This is a genomic window from Burkholderia sp. YIM B11467 (assembly GCF_052952715.1).
In genome coordinates this window covers 250,579-264,188 of the sequence record NZ_JBQVSQ010000001.1, presented here as the reverse complement: position 1 = coordinate 264,188, position 13,610 = coordinate 250,579, and the positions used below count along the sequence as shown (strand labels likewise).

At 65.8% G+C, this 13,610-nt stretch carries 14 protein-coding genes; 6 read left to right on the top strand and 8 right to left on the bottom strand.

Annotated features, from left to right (window positions below; genetic code table 11):
• Positions 1-226: 226 nt before the first annotated feature.
• The 3 genes from ACTRWB_RS01180 (at position 227) to ACTRWB_RS01170 (ending at position 2,857) form a co-directional block, all read left to right on the top strand.
• On the top strand, positions 227-1,159 hold the full coding sequence (locus tag ACTRWB_RS01180; protein WP_446900627.1) for an alpha/beta fold hydrolase: 933 nt from the start codon (positions 227-229) through the stop codon (positions 1,157-1,159).
• 428 nt (positions 1,160-1,587) lie between these two features.
• The gene (yfcF, locus tag ACTRWB_RS01175; protein WP_412025038.1) at positions 1,588-2,220 is read left to right on the top strand and encodes a glutathione transferase; all 633 of its coding nucleotides are present in this window, start codon (positions 1,588-1,590) and stop codon (positions 2,218-2,220) included.
• A 160-nt stretch (positions 2,221-2,380) separates the two neighbouring features.
• Positions 2,381-2,857 (top strand): hypothetical protein, encoded by a 477-nt coding sequence (locus tag ACTRWB_RS01170; RefSeq protein WP_446900626.1) that lies wholly within the window; start codon positions 2,381-2,383, stop codon positions 2,855-2,857.
• Positions 2,858-2,940: 83 nt separating this feature from the next.
• Here ACTRWB_RS01170 and ACTRWB_RS01165 read toward each other — a convergent pair whose 3' ends face one another.
• The 5 genes from ACTRWB_RS01165 to ACTRWB_RS01145 form a co-directional block, all read right to left on the bottom strand.
• The gene (locus ACTRWB_RS01165) at positions 2,941-4,362 is read right to left on the bottom strand and encodes an efflux transporter outer membrane subunit (protein ID WP_446900625.1); all 1,422 of its coding nucleotides are present in this window, start codon (positions 4,360-4,362) and stop codon (positions 2,941-2,943) included.
• 10 nt (positions 4,363-4,372) lie between these two features.
• A complete protein-coding gene (locus ACTRWB_RS01160) occupies positions 4,373-5,947 on the bottom strand; it encodes a DHA2 family efflux MFS transporter permease subunit (protein WP_343490480.1) in 1,575 nt (524 codons plus the stop codon).
• A gap of 13 nt (positions 5,948-5,960) precedes the next feature.
• Positions 5,961-7,052, bottom strand: a complete 1,092-nt coding sequence (locus ACTRWB_RS01155; RefSeq protein ID WP_048250125.1) for an HlyD family secretion protein — start codon at positions 7,050-7,052, stop codon at positions 5,961-5,963.
• A 64-nt stretch (positions 7,053-7,116) separates the two neighbouring features.
• Positions 7,117-7,548, bottom strand: coding sequence for a MarR family winged helix-turn-helix transcriptional regulator (locus tag ACTRWB_RS01150; protein WP_193101091.1), 432 nt, complete (start codon positions 7,546-7,548; stop codon positions 7,117-7,119).
• 107 nt (positions 7,549-7,655) lie between these two features.
• Positions 7,656-8,576, bottom strand: a complete 921-nt coding sequence (locus ACTRWB_RS01145) for a LysR family transcriptional regulator (RefSeq protein ID WP_419687616.1) — start codon at positions 8,574-8,576, stop codon at positions 7,656-7,658.
• Between the two features lie 112 nt (positions 8,577-8,688).
• Between ACTRWB_RS01145 and ACTRWB_RS01140 the strand changes: the two genes are divergently transcribed.
• The 3 genes from ACTRWB_RS01140 (at position 8,689) to ACTRWB_RS01130 (ending at position 11,069) form a co-directional block, all read left to right on the top strand.
• The gene (locus ACTRWB_RS01140; protein WP_048250128.1) at positions 8,689-9,117 is read left to right on the top strand and encodes a MarR family winged helix-turn-helix transcriptional regulator; all 429 of its coding nucleotides are present in this window, start codon (positions 8,689-8,691) and stop codon (positions 9,115-9,117) included.
• 232 nt (positions 9,118-9,349) lie between these two features.
• Positions 9,350-10,597: an aconitase X gene (locus tag ACTRWB_RS01135; protein ID WP_446900624.1), complete on the top strand. Its 1,248-nt coding sequence runs from the start codon at positions 9,350-9,352 to the stop codon at positions 10,595-10,597.
• Complete coding sequence (locus tag ACTRWB_RS01130; RefSeq protein WP_446900623.1) at positions 10,590-11,069, top strand: aconitase X swivel domain-containing protein; 480 nt, start codon at positions 10,590-10,592, stop codon at positions 11,067-11,069. The genes ACTRWB_RS01135 and ACTRWB_RS01130 overlap by 8 nt, the downstream gene beginning before the upstream one ends.
• A 97-nt stretch (positions 11,070-11,166) precedes the next feature.
• On the opposite strand, the gene ACTRWB_RS01125 is transcribed toward ACTRWB_RS01130, so the two are convergent.
• The 3 genes from ACTRWB_RS01125 to ACTRWB_RS01115 all read right to left on the bottom strand — a co-directional run bounded on the left by ACTRWB_RS01125 (position 11,167) and on the right by ACTRWB_RS01115 (position 13,581).
• Positions 11,167-11,769 carry a hypothetical protein gene (locus ACTRWB_RS01125; protein WP_446900622.1) on the bottom strand — a complete coding sequence of 201 codons (603 nt, stop codon included), beginning with the start codon at positions 11,767-11,769 and terminating at the stop codon, positions 11,167-11,169.
• Entirely contained in the window at positions 11,766-12,311 is a 546-nt protein-coding gene (locus ACTRWB_RS01120; RefSeq protein WP_446900621.1) for a hypothetical protein, read from the bottom strand. Before ACTRWB_RS01120 ends, ACTRWB_RS01125 begins: the two co-directional genes overlap by 4 nt.
• A gap of 160 nt (positions 12,312-12,471) precedes the next feature.
• Complete coding sequence (locus ACTRWB_RS01115) at positions 12,472-13,581, bottom strand: AraC family transcriptional regulator (protein ID WP_446900620.1); 1,110 nt, start codon at positions 13,579-13,581, stop codon at positions 12,472-12,474.
• Positions 13,582-13,610: the final 29 nt, after the last annotated feature.

Sequence of the window (13,610 nt, the reverse complement as noted above, 5' to 3'; positions counted from 1 at the left end):
GCTGCATCGATCTTGCCGTCGCCTGCCGGCCATGAAGAGACGTTCGCCGACACCTTCATCCCGACATTCAGGCGTCCCCTTCGCCCAGACCGCGGACCCCCATTAGCCTGCCGATCGCTCACAGGTCATTCTTCGTGCTTTCAGGTCGCTGTCCGTCGCCTATGCTTGGCTAGGGTTGCCGTCACACAGACGGGGCCTCCACGTCATGGCAAAACGGAGGAGTCTCATGCGAACAACGCTGCTGGCCTTGATGTTTCTATGCCTGGCCGCTTGCCGGTCTCCACTGCCAACCGCCTCGGCTACGGCGCCCACCGCACGTACCTGGGACCTCCCACCCGGCGTGAAATCGATGCCGGTGAATGGCTACGACATGGCCTACATAGAGCAGGGCTCCGGCGTCCCGGTGGTGCTGATCCCAGGAGCAGGATCCGACTACCGCTACTTTGGCGCCCAGATGGGCCCGTTTGCCCAGAAGTACCGGGTTATCTCCGTCAGCCTACGGCATTTCTATCCGGAGCCTTGGAACGGTGAAGGTGAGTTCAGCCTGGAGCAGCACGCCGATGATCTGGTCACGTTCATCCGTCAACTCAAGGCCGGACCGGTGCATTTGGTCGGCCATTCGCGCGGTGGCACCCTGGCACTGTATGTCGCCAAGGCCGCGCCTGAGCTGGTCCGTAGTCTCTCGCTGAGCGAGCCCGCGTCGGGCATGCGCGCCTTTATGCCTGCGAGTTCGACTTCTTCTGCCGGCGAAGAACGGCGGGCGCTGTACCGCGAGATGGCCGAGAAATTCAAGCAGGGCGACAAGGATGCCGGCCTGATCGCCTTTGCGACATTCGTCAACGGCCCAGGCGCCTGGGATGCAATGTCGGAGAGCGCCAGGCAGTGGTACCGGGACAATGCGTGGACTTTCATTGCCCCCGATAACGAAGGCAACCACTGGGCGCCGTACACCTGTGAGGACGCCCGGCACATCGAAGCACCGGTTCTGCTGCTGCGTTCCGAGAAGATCACACCCGCGATGAGTCAGGTCCAGGCCAACCTCCTGCCCTGCCTGAAGCATGCAGAGCAGGTGCGCATCATGAACTCCAGTCACTCCATGCCGCGGATCAATCCAACCGCGTTTAACGCTGCGGTATTGGCGTTCATCGATGCGCATTGAGTTGTCGTTCGCGTAGGAGCGCGCAATGGCCGGATTCCGCGAGGGCACCGATGGGGTGTTCAAATGACATCTGCTCACCGATCGGCGCGACCCGGCCCGCCTCGGACGTCGACTCAAGCCTGTGCAAACGGCCGGTTGAATCCGCCGGCCGAACCGGCCGCTCGCCTCGAAGCAGCCGAATGTCTCAGAAGGGTCGATCACGACCCTCGATGAAGCGACGGCCCATCGAGCTCGGGTCTGATCTGACACTGACTGAGAGATCAGGTGTCGACTTACGCGCAGTATGACCAAACGGCCACAACGCGCATGAAACCACCAACACCGCCTTTCCCACTGCTAATCTGTCGCACACGCCGCATTGATCCACCCGGAGCCCGTCGGCGGACCGCCCCGCAGTCGCCGACCTCCACCCCCAAAAGGAGCCTGCAGTGCAAACCGGTAATCTCCGTCTCTACGCGGATGCGCAATACACGAGCCCTTACGCGATGTCGGTCTTCGTCGCCCTCGAGGAAAAAGCGCTGCCTTACGAACTGGTGACTGTCGATCTCGGCAACCGCGCGCATTTCGCGCCCGACTATGCGGCGACGTCGCTGACGCAACGCGTGCCGACGCTCGTGCACGACGATTTCGCGCTGTCGGAATCGTCGGCGATTACCGAGTATCTCGACGAGACATTCCCGGGCACGCGGCTCTATCCGGTCGATTCGCGCCAGCGTGCACGTGCGCGACAAGTGCAGGCGTGGCTGCGCAGCGACCTGATGCCGATCCGCACGGAGCGGTCGACCGAAGTGCTGTTCTACGGCCCGACGAGCGAGCCGCTGTCGAATCTGGCGCAGGCTGCCGCGCAGAAGCTGTTCGTGGCCGCCGACAAGCTGCTCGCGCCGGGCGCGGCAAACCTGTTCGGCGAGTGGAGCATTGCGGATGTCGATCTGGCGGTGATGCTGAACCGTCTGGTGCTGAATGACGATCCGGTGCCGCAGCGTCTTGCCGACTATGCGCGCGCGCAGTGGGAGCGGCCGTCGGTGCAGCGCTGGGTGAAGCTGAAGCGGCCGTCGCTGTAATTCGCGGGTGCGTGGGGCGTGTCGGTGGCGCGGGCATTTGCGCCGCCCGCCGATGCGTCGTATGCCCGCGCGGGGTGGCATGCAGCATCGCTTCGTTCAACCCACCGAATCCGTGTGGGAGCGAATACCAATGAAGAAAATATGTTCGGCAGTGGTGGTCATGGCTGCCTCCATCACCGGATGGGCGGCGCCTCCGGGCGAGGCTTTGGTCAAGAGCTGCCTTCTGGCGCAGTCCGTCTCACCCTCCATCGTCATCCGTGACATCAACACGCACGAAGTGTCGCAAGAGGACGACTACGCTGACGGCTTCAACGCGAGTTACCTCGTCAGACACGAAGGTGCCGACGTGGGTTACGCCGAAGGAAAGTCGACGCAGGCGTTGATCTATTCCGGAAAGCTCTACCGATTGTCCGCGGCCATCTCCGTTGGAAACAACCGCGGAATCAAGCCCACTGCGTTCAATCCCGCGCTGGCGCAGTGGAGCATCGCAGGAGATGGCCGTCAGCGCTACCTATGCGTGAGCTTCAATTTCGACGGGCTGGGGCGAAGCGGGTCGTTTCAAAATGTTCACGGTGGGTATCTCGTGAATGCGAAAACCAAGGACCTGTACTTTGTCGTACGTGACGTCAGGAAGTGAGTGACCTTTCCTTTTGCGGAGCACGCATCGTGCAGGGGCAGCGAAGGTATTCGACGATCGGCTAACCCTGCACACCCCGGCGCTCAATTCTTCGCCACAGCCTCCGCCGCCGCGTTCCTGCTCCACCCACCTCCAAGCGATCGATAAAGCGCGACTGCCGCCAGCGCATGCTCGCGCTTGACCTGATTGAGCGAATCCGAATCCCGCAGATACACCTCCTGCGCCGACAGCACATCCAGAAAATCCGTCGCACCGCCCTTATAGAGCTGATTCGCCAACCCGAGCGCCTTGTCCGAAGCAGTCAACGCGCTATCGAGCTTCCGCGTCGCTTCATCGGAACTGACGAGATTCGCACGCGCATCCTCGACTTCCCGCAACGCCTGCAGCATCGTCTGCCTTAACCCGAGTTCCGACTCGCGCATCCGGCTTTCGCTCTGCGAGATATCGGCTGTAATACGCCCCGCGTTGAAGATCGGACTTGTCGCGCTCAACGCCGCGCTGAACAGGTTGTCGGTCAACGTAGGCAACCCGAGATACGACGCCGCCAGAATCCCGTCCGTCAAATTCAGCGAAAACTTCGGATACCGCTCGGCCTTCGCAGCACCCACTTGCGCCGCACGCCGCTCGACCTGCGCATATGCAGTCAACACATCGGGACGTCGCAGCAACGCCTGCGAAGGTAACGTACCCGGCGCACCAACCGGCGGCGCGGGAATCTCGCCCGCCTGCACCAACACGAGCCGATCGACCGATTCCGGCGTGCGCCCCGAATACACGGCAATCAGATTGAGCTGATGCGAAATCTGCGCCTGCGTCGGCGGAATCCGCGCTTCGAGCGCATCGAGCTGGTTCTGCGCGCGCGTGACGTCGAGTTCCGTTGACAGCCCGAACGCCTGCCGCTTGCGCGTGAGTTCGAGCGCATGCTGCCGGATCTTCGCGTTGTCTTGCAGGATCTTCAGTTCCTGTTGCGCCCAACGCAGATCGACATACGCGGATGCCGCATCGGCCGCGAGCGCGAGCCGCATTGCATCTTCCGCATGCTTCTGCCCGACGAGCTCGGCCTGTGCGGCGAGCAAATCGAGCCGTTCGCCGCCGAACACATCGGGTGACCAGCTCAGCGCGAGCCCCGCGCCGGCCTGCCGCACATAACCGAGCGGCGGCGGCGTGTTCTGGCGCGCGTCGGACGCATGCGCGGTCGCGTCGAGTTCGGGCAGCAGCACCGCGCGCTTCTGCACGGTCAGCGCCTGCGCCTGCTTCACGCGTTCGGCGGCGGCCTGCAGGTCGAGGTTGCCGTCGAGCACGGTCGCGATCAGCCGGTCGAGCACGGGATCGTGGAATTGCGCCCACCACGCGGCGGCGTCGATGTCCGCACGCGGCACGTCGGTATCCCATGCAGTGGGCGCGAGCGTCTGAACCGAATCGTGCAGCGCCGGATGCTGCGCGGGTTGCACCGCACACCCTGCGGCGAACGCGCTGACGGCGAGGGCGACGAGTAGCTTTTTCATGATGGGATTCTCAGTGCGCGTCCGGCGGCGGCGCGTTCAAGGTGATGGGTTTGGAAAACGCGACGGCAAGCAGCGCGACGACGAAGCACAGCGACAGCGCGTAGTACGCATCCGCGTAGGTCAGCGTCAACGCTTCGCGATAGATCAGGTGATGCAGGTTCGCGAGCCCCGCTTGCGCGGTGTTCAGCGTATTGCCTGCCACGGACGTCCAGTACGCGGCCTGGTGGTCGAGCAACGACGCGATCTGCGGTTCGCCGGCACTCACGTGCTCGTTCAGGCGCAGGTAGTGGAAGTTCAGCCGGTCGTTGAGCATCGTCGCGCTCACCGCGATGCCGATCGCACCGCCGAGATTGCGCATCAGGTTGAACAGGCCGCTCGCCGATTTGAGTCGCGACTGCGGCAACGAGCCGAGCGCCATCGTCACGATCGGCGGCACGCTGAACTGCTGGCCGATGCCGCGCAGCGCCTGCGGCAGCAGCAGTTCCCGCCAGCCCCAGTCGTGCGTGATCGGCGTGTACAGGTAGCAGCCGAGGCCGAAGCAGATCAGCCCGAACACGAGCAGCGCGCGCATGCTGACGTAGCGTGCGGCGAACGCATACGCGCACAGCGCGAGCAACTGGAACGCGCCGACCGACAGCAGCGCGATGCCGATCTGCAGCGAGCTGAACGCCCGCACCTGCGCGAGAAACAGCGGCGTCAGGAACACGGTCACGAAGATCCCGATGCCGGTCACGAACGACAGCAGGCTGCCGATCCCGAAGTTGCGCACGGCGAGCGCGCGCAGGTCGACGATCGGATCCTTGGCGGTCAGCGCATGCACGATGAACAGGAAACCGCAGATGCCGGAGATCCACGCGCAGATGACGATCGCGTCGTCGCCGAACCAGTTCTTGCGCGGGCCTTCCTCCAGCACGTATTCGAGGCAGCCGAGGAAGCCGGACATCAGCACGATGCCGAGATAGTCGCCGCGCTTGATGAGGCCGGGATCGGGTTCGTCGATGTGCACGTAGCGCGGCACGAGCGCGGCCACGGCGATGCCGGGCACGAGGTTCAGGTAGAACAGCCAGTGCCACGACCATTGGTCGGTGATCCAGCCGCCGATCACGGGGCCGATCGCCGGCGCGAGCGACGCGAGCGCGCCGATGGTCGTCGACGCGATCAGCCGCTGCTTGCCGGGGAACAGCACGAACGCGGTGGTGAACACGGTCGGGATCATCGCGGCGCCGAGCGCGCCCTGCAGCCCGCGAAACAGGATCATCGAGTTGATGTCCCATGCGAGCCCGCACAGCATGCTCGTGATCGTGAAGCCGACGGCCGAGGCGACGAACAGCCAGCGCGTCGACATCACCTTCGACAGCCAGCCCGACATCGGGATCACGATGATCTCGGCGATCAGGTAGGCCGTCTGCACCCACGACAGCTCGTCCTGGCTCGCGGACAAACCGCCGCCGATGTCGCGCAGCGACGACGCGACGATCTGGATGTCGAGCGTCGCCATGAAGAAGCCGACGCACATCAGCGCGAACGCGAAGACGCGCTGCTTCGTCGGTTGCGACGCGGGGTCGCCGGAAAACGCGGTGGTCATCGTCGGCTCCCGCTCAGCTCGCGTGGTCGGTATGCACGGTCACGACCGCGGACAAGCCGGGGCGCAGCACGTGCTCGAGGCCCGGCTGCGGATCGAGATGCACGCGCACGGGCACGCGCTGCACGATCTTCGTGAAGTTGCCGGTCGCGTTCTCGGGCGGCAGCACGCTGAAGGTCGCGCCGGTCGCGGGCGCGACGCTGTCGACGCGGCCGTGCAGGCGCGTGCTCGACGCATCGAGCGACACGTCGACACGATCGCCCGCGCGCATCTTGCGAAGCTGGTCTTCCTTGAAGTTCGCATCGATCCACAGCCCCGACGCGGGCACGACCGTCAGCAGCGGCACGCCGACGTTCGCGAGCATGCCGACGCGGCCCGTGCGGTTGCCGACGTAACCGTCGACCGGCGAGCGGATCGTCGTGTATTCGACGTTGAGCGCCGCGACGCGCTGCGCGGCCAGCGCGGTGTTCACGCGGGCGTGCGCATCGGCGAGCTGCGCGCCGAGCACGTCGAGTTGCCGCTTCGACGCGAGCAGCGCGGCATCGCTGCGTTCGACGGCCGCGCCTGCCTTCGAATAGTCGGCGTCCGCGCGCTCGACGATCTGGTTCGACACGGCGTCGGATTTCACGAGCTCGCGGTAGCGCACGCGGTCGGACGCGGCACGCGTCAGTTCGGCCGACGACGCGTTCTTGTCCGCCGCTTGCTGGCCGATCACCGCGTATTGCAGTTGCTGCTTCGCTTCGAGTTCGGTCACGGCGGAGCGCGCGCTGTCGACTTCGGCGCTGGCCTGCGCGAGCTTCGCATCGTAGTCGCGCGCATCGAGCTGCACGAGCACGTCGCCGGCCTTCACGCGCTGGTTGTCGGTCACGAGAATCCGGTCGACGAAGCCGTTGACCTTCGGCGCAAGCACCGTCACGTCACCGCCGACATACGCATCGTCGGTGCTTTCCTGGAAGCGCAGCACGAACAGCCAGTCGAGCGTGGCCGCGACAACCACGACGACGACGGCGCCCACCGCGATGCGCATCCACGGCACGCGGCGTTGCTGCTTCGCGGGCCGGTCGATTGTGGCTGCTTCGCGGGAGGCAGCGGCTTGGGTCGTATCCATCGATTCACCTATGTATATGCACTTATTGAGACGGTCGACGACGCGTCGTCGATCGGGAAAGGGGTTAACGTTCCGGCAGGTTGTGCGTGATCCGGAACAATTCGTCTCTCAGCCGGGCCGCCTGCGTCGGGCCGAAGCGCCGTTCGAACGCTTCCTGGGCGGCGAGCCAGTGCACGTGCGCGTCGGCGATCTTCGTTTCGCCGTGCGCGGTCAGCGCGAACGTCTGGCGGCGGTACGGCGGCTCGATCCGTCCCGTTACCAGCGCCGCGCCGACGAGCGGCTTGAGCGCGCGCAGCAGCGCGGTGCGCTCGATCACCAGCACGGACGACAGCGCCGACATCGTCAGGTCCGGCCGGTCGCGCAGCAACGCGAGAATGCTGTACTGCGACGGCGTGACGCCCGCCCGCGACAGGTAACGCTCGTAGAACTGCGAGATCCGGCGGGCGGCTTGCCGGACCGCGAAGCAATCGTCATCGGTGAGCGTAGTGTTGTGCATGTGCACATGTTAGGGGCTGCGGTGGCGCGAAGCGATGGCCGGGGCTGGATCAAATTGGTGTCGTGGCTGTACCAATCGGCGGCAGGCCGGCGCGTCCGGGCGCCGGATCAGGCGGCCGCGGGAACGATCCCGCCTTCGCGGTCGCAATAGGCGGCCGTGTAGTCGATGAACGCCTTGACCTTCGCGGGCAGCAGCGCGCGGTTCGCGTACGCGAGCTTGATCTCGACGAACGCATCGACGAGATCGGCGTTCGCGAGCAACTGCACGAGCGCGCCCGACGCGAGTTCGGCTTCGACGAGCGTTTTCGGGACGACGCCGATGCCGAAGTCGTGCTTCACCATTTCGCGGTTGAAGACAGGGCTGTTCGACGAGATGTCGAAGCGGTACGGCAGGGTCAGCGTGTCGCCGTCGACGCGGAACGACAGCGCGGGCCGGCGCAGCGACGGCGACAGCGGCACGAACGGATGATCGGCCAGGTCGGCCGGCGTCTCGGGGCGCGCATGCGCGCGCAGATACGCGGGCGTCGCGACGATCACGACCGGAATGCGCTCGACCAGCCGCACGACGGTCGTTTCGCTCGTCAGCATGTACGGCACGACGATGCCGATGTCGTAGCCTTCGCCGACGAGATCGACCGGGCGCTCGGTCAGCGTGACGTCGAGACGGATCTTCGGATGCGCGCTCTTGAAGCCGGCGATCAGCGGCACGAGCCGGTTCAGCGCGGCGGTGGTATGCGCGACGAGGCGCAGCAGGCCTTCGGGCTCGCGGGTCTGCGACTGCGCTTCCACTTCGAGCGCGTCGAGCTCGTCGAGCACGGCCGCGCAGCGCTCGTAGATACGCTCGGCCGTTTCGGTCAGCGACACCTGACGCGTGGTCCGGTGCAGCAGCCGGCTGCCGAAGCGCGCCTCCAGATCCGCGACCGCACGCGACACGACAGGCCGCGCGAGGCCGTGCATGTCGGCGGCGCGCGTGAAGCTGCGCATCTCGACCACCGACCGGAAGATCCGCAGCTTGTCGATGTAGTCCATGTCCGTCTCCTTGACGCGATGGCGGGGCGCCGGATGCGTTCGGCCGGCCGCCGGCCCTGTTACGGCGGAGTGTACATTGACTTTATGCATATGCACATATAAATTGCGAAGCATGAACGACATCAAGATTGCCCAAGCGTGCAACTGCCTCGCGCTGCGTCAGGCGGCGCGTTTCGTCACGCAGCTGTACGAACGCCATCTGGCCCCGGTCGGCGTCACGCCCGCGCAGTTCTCGATCATGGTGAACCTCACGCATCGGCCCGGCCTGTTGATGAGCGAACTCGCCGAGGCGCTCGTGATGGATCGCACGACGCTGCTGCGCGCGCTGAAGCCGCTGCAGCGCGATGGTTTTGTCGCGACGGCCGCGTCCGAACACGATGCGCGCGCGCATGCGTTGAGCCTCACGAAGCTCGGCGAGCGCACGTTCGCGCAAGCGAAGGTCGCGTGGCAGGCCGCGCAGGACGAATTCGAGACGCAGTTCGGTCAGGGCCGCGCGAAGGCGCTGCGCGACGAACTGTTCAGCCTCACCGCGCAACGCTAGACGGGCAGGCTGCTGCATCCGGCGCCGCACGTTGCAGAGAACTGGAGCGGAATTCGAGCCATCCGCCGCTTTGAGCAGGCCGGAGTGTGGAGGTCAACGCCTTCTGGATCGTAAATTGGTTTCGAATCTGCCCGGATTGATGGTGATCTGGACAGGTTTTATTTCCAGTTGTAGAGTCCTCTGACGGATTTCACGGGCCGGCGCCGCCGGTACGAGTCACGAGGAGCAATCGATGCTGCAGTTGAGTGACCGCGACGACGCGATGTTGCGCGGGGATTTCGGCGACGGCGTCGCCCGCGCGATGCGGATCGTCGCGCGCACGGCGCACGTGATGTCCGCGCCGCACCTGATCGACATCACGTCCGCGCATATCGACGGCTGTCTTTACCACGGCCAGACCAGCCTCGATTTCGTCGAATATTTCGTCGACACGGGCGCGAAGGTCGCGGTGCCGACCACCTTGAACGTCGGGTCGCTCGACCTGATCCATCCCGAGCTGTACCACGGCGACCGCACGATCCAGCGCGACGCGCAGCGCCTGATGGACGCGCATCTGCAGCTCGGCTGCGAATCGAGCTTCACGTGCGCGCCGTATCAGTTGAAGCATCGTCCCGCGAAAGGCGAGCAGATCGCGTGGGCGGAATCCAATGCGATCGTGTTCGCGAACTCGGTGCTCGGCGCGCGCACGAGCCGGTATGGCGATTTCCTCGATCTGGCCGCCGCGATCACCGGGCGGGCACCGTATGCGGGGCTGCACGTCGAAGCGAACCGCGCCGCGCGGATCGTGTTCAACGCGCCGGATTTCAGCCACCTGCCGTCGCGCGATATCCATTTCGCCGCTCTCGGCCTGGCTGTCGGCAGGATCGCGGGCGCGGTCGTGCCGGCGATCGTCGGGTTGCCGGCGGACACCACCGAAGACGAACTCAAGGCGCTGGGCGCGGCCGCCGCATCGAGCGGGGCCGTCGCGCTGTTCCATGCGGTCGGCGTGACGCCCGAGGCGTCGACGCTCGACGCCGCATTGCACGGCCGCGCGGCGCAACGCACGGTCGATGTTTCGATGGCCGATCTCGACGAGATTCGCCGCACGCTGAACCACGGCGCGGACGGCGATGAACTCGTCGCGGTGGCGCTCGGCACGCCGCATTTCTCGCTCGCCGAATTCCGCACGCTCGATGGGTTGCTCGACGCATTCGACGGTAAGCCGGCCTGCGATTTCTATGTGAACACGAGCCGGTTCATTTTGTGGGAACTGGGCGAAACCGGCCTCGCGGACAAGTTCGCCGCGCGCGGCATCCAGATCGTCGTCGACACCTGCACGTACATCACGCCCGTGATGAAGCAACTGTCGGGGCTGGTGATGACCAACTCGGGGAAATGGGCGTCGTATGCGCCCGCGAACATCGGCGTGACGGTGGCGTACGGCAGCATGCGCGAATGCGTGCGATCGGCATTCGAAGGAAAGGTGCGATTCGATGACTGAAGCGACGGGCAAGGGTTTGACGGGCGATACGCTCGTGCCGGGCAGCGCGTGCGCGCGCCCGTTCGTGCTCGACAAGCCGCTCAGCTTCTGGGGCGGTTACGACTCGGGCGCGGGCAGGATCGTCGATCGCGGGCATCCGCAGGCCGGCGCAAGTCTCGCCGGCAAGGTGATGGTGATGCCGCATGCGAAGGGTTCGAGTTCGAGCAGCAGCGTGCTCGCGGAAGCCGTGCGCAACGGCACGGGGCCGGTTGCGATCGTGCTGAAGGAGCGCGACCTGATCATCTCGATCGGCGCGATCGTGGCCGCCGAGCTGTATGCGATTGCGGTGCCGGTGGTGTGCGTGGCCGATGACGTTTACGACGCGATCGCCGCCGCAACGGGTGACGTGCGGATCGAGGCGGGCGAGGGGGATGGCGGCGCGCGGATCTATCTCGGCGACGATGCGCAGTCGCGCGGATCCGATTTGACCTGAACGAGCGGCGCGCGCTGACGGCGAGTCAGGCGGTGACCGCTGCACTGCGATCCGCGGTGTGCTTCGTTCGCTCGCGCAGCGGCCGCGCCCGGCACGATCAGATGATGCGCACGTGCCGGGTTTCTTCCTGCGTGAGCGAGAGCGCCGTCGTTGCCGCGTTCATTTCGCGTTTGCCGCCCGGCTGCGCCAGTCTTCTGATTTCGGGCCACAGGATCACGCCGAACAGGATGCGCAGGATCGCACTCAGCACGCCCAATCCGATTGCACACGCGCTGATCAGCGCGAACACGTCGAACATCGATTCCGTGCTGAGCGTCACCACGGATACGATCCCGCTGACCACGGCGGCGGCGACCACGCAGCCGAGCATGACGGTGACGTCGGCCCGGGCGCTGGCGACTTTGGCGGGGCGCAGCAAATAAGCCGAACCGTCGGTCATGTTGCGGATGCCGTAGACGATCTGGCGATCCTGGCCGTCGACACAGGCGATGTTCAATCGATCGCCATTGGCGATGAATAGACGCGTCGTCCCGTTGGTCCTGAACATGAGCGGAGACGCGAGCGAATCGAGGTGAAGCGTGATTTCCTCGATGCTTTGCGTGGTCCAGCCCAGGTTGTTGCTCCAGACCTTCGTCTCGATCGATTGCTGGCCGATTGCCGTCACGCGGCCCGAGACGGTCTGCATCGCGTGGTTCGTCATGGGCGGCTCCGCTCCACGTCGAAACCGGACGGTGCGCCGGGCCAGCTCTGCTGGGCTTCGCGTCGCTGCGGCTGGAAGATCAGGTCGGACAAGCCGGCGATGGCGAGCAGGGTGCCCATCAGCGTCACGATGCCCGCGAAAGTGGCCAGTGCCGAGACGAACGCCCAGCCCGAATGAAGTGCCGCGGCAGCGAGCCCAAAGCTCAGCACGAGCAGGCACGACGCCCAGGCTAGAAGCGACAGGTTCCGCCGCGTTTGCGCGACCACGTCGTAGGGCGCGATCGCCAGCTTGTCGCTCCTGATCCAAGCGATCCGGCGACGGCCGCGATGCTCGAATGTGCACGCGCGCACCGGCATGCCGGGCTTCAGTTGTTCGATCTGCTTGAACGCGTCCTCGTCGACGTCGTTGGCCGTGACGAAGTAGCAGACGTTCTGCATCGTCACGCGGTATGACGGGGAGTTCCTGACATCGGCCTTGACTCGGATGAGGTTGGTATCGACACGGTCGATCGTGGCCTCGATCAGGGTGGTGCGATTGGGCATGGGTCGGAGCGGGCGCCGGTTCGCGCAGCGTCGTTTTGATGTGGCGCCCATCATACGCCAACGCTTTCGGCGGATCGTCCGGTATTGTCGGGCGACGGGTTGCCCGGCGTGTGATGCTGACGTTCCCGGGCCGCCGCACCGGGCCGCGGATATTCCAGCGTTATTCGCTCACCGGTGCTTTGGTCGACGTCGGCACGGTCACGCCCGCCGCCGCTTCCCGATACGCACTCGGCGTCTGCCCGGCCCAGCGCCGGAACGCGCGCGTGAAATTCGCCGGGTCGGTGAATTGCAGCCGCTCGGCGATCGTTTTCAGATCGAGATCCGACGCGGCGAGCAGCTGCTTCGCGTCGCGAAACCGCGCTTCGTCGAGCAATTGCCGGTAGCTCGAACCGGCTTCCTCCAGCCGCCGCCGCAGCGTGCGCGTCGAGACGAGCAGCGCGTCGGCGAGCGTTTCCGGCCCCGGGTAATCGCCGGCCCGGCGCGCCAGTTCCGCGCGTACGCGCTCGACCAGATCGCCTTCCTCCTGACGCACCTGCGCATATTCGCGCTCGACCTGCACGAGCGCCTGCCGGTGCGCGACTTCATCGGCGAGCGGCAGCGGCCAGTCGAGCACCTCCCGCGCGATCCACAGCGCGTTCGCCGCGCAGCCGAATTCGACCGGCGGCAACTGGTCGCGATAGCGCGCGAAATACGCGGGCTCCGGCCACACGAACCGCAGTGCGATCGGCGGCGACGCGCGCCCGGCCCATTGCGAGATGTTCTGCGCGAGCCCCGTCAGCACGAACTCGAACATCACGTGATGCTGCAGCACCGGGCTGGCCTGCACGCCGTGCAGTTCGAGCGTCGCGCCGCGTTCGTCCTCCGCGTAGGTCAGGCGATATTGACGGTTGCGCATCCGGAAGTAGCGTTGCGTGACCGACAGCGCTTCGCGGATGTCCCGCGCGGTCAGCGTCGCGTAACCGAGAAAGCCGTGCACGGTCGGCTTCAGCAGCAGCCCGAACGCGAGCCCGATGCCCGGATCGCCGCCGATCTCGATCGCATTGAGCACGAGCCGCCCCCATTGCGACGGCGCGACGCGCGCGTCCGGTTCGGCCAGCACCGCGTCGCGCAGGCCCGTGCCGGCGCGCACCGCGGCCAGGTCGACGCCGCGCGCGGCCAGCGCCTGCAGCAGCAGGCGCGTATAGGCGACCGGAATCGTCGGCCGGCGCAGCCCGAGGCGGTCCTTGGCGAGGGGGGAGGTCATGTCGTTTTGGCCGGAAATGACAAGCATTATGGCTGTTTGCCCCCTCACGTTCAAGG

What these genes read in the sequence shown, in the direction of transcription:
- ACTRWB_RS01180 (WP_446900627.1), top strand. Translation starts at nt 227, where the DNA reads ATGCGAACAACGCTGCTGGCCTTGATGTTTCTATGCCTGGCCGCTTGC.
- ACTRWB_RS01170 (WP_446900626.1), top strand. Translation starts at nt 2,381, where the DNA reads ATGGCTGCCTCCATCACCGGATGGGCGGCGCCTCCGGGCGAGGCTTTG.
- ACTRWB_RS01165 (WP_446900625.1), bottom strand. Translation starts at nt 4,362, where the DNA reads ATGAAAAAGCTACTCGTCGCCCTCGCCGTCAGCGCGTTCGCCGCAGGG.
- ACTRWB_RS01160 (WP_343490480.1), bottom strand. Translation starts at nt 5,947, where the DNA reads ATGACCACCGCGTTTTCCGGCGACCCCGCGTCGCAACCGACGAAGCAG.
- ACTRWB_RS01155 (WP_048250125.1), bottom strand. Translation starts at nt 7,052, where the DNA reads ATGGATACGACCCAAGCCGCTGCCTCCCGCGAAGCAGCCACAATCGAC.
- ACTRWB_RS01150 (WP_193101091.1), bottom strand. Translation starts at nt 7,548, where the DNA reads ATGCACAACACTACGCTCACCGATGACGATTGCTTCGCGGTCCGGCAA.
- ACTRWB_RS01145 (WP_419687616.1), bottom strand. Translation starts at nt 8,576, where the DNA reads ATGGACTACATCGACAAGCTGCGGATCTTCCGGTCGGTGGTCGAGATG.
- ACTRWB_RS01140 (WP_048250128.1), top strand. Translation starts at nt 8,689, where the DNA reads ATGAACGACATCAAGATTGCCCAAGCGTGCAACTGCCTCGCGCTGCGT.
- ACTRWB_RS01135 (WP_446900624.1), top strand. Translation starts at nt 9,350, where the DNA reads ATGCTGCAGTTGAGTGACCGCGACGACGCGATGTTGCGCGGGGATTTC.
- ACTRWB_RS01130 (WP_446900623.1), top strand. Translation starts at nt 10,590, where the DNA reads ATGACTGAAGCGACGGGCAAGGGTTTGACGGGCGATACGCTCGTGCCG.
- ACTRWB_RS01125 (WP_446900622.1), bottom strand. Translation starts at nt 11,769, where the DNA reads ATGACGAACCACGCGATGCAGACCGTCTCGGGCCGCGTGACGGCAATC.
- ACTRWB_RS01120 (WP_446900621.1), bottom strand. Translation starts at nt 12,311, where the DNA reads ATGCCCAATCGCACCACCCTGATCGAGGCCACGATCGACCGTGTCGAT.
- ACTRWB_RS01115 (WP_446900620.1), bottom strand. Translation starts at nt 13,581, where the DNA reads ATGCTTGTCATTTCCGGCCAAAACGACATGACCTCCCCCCTCGCCAAG.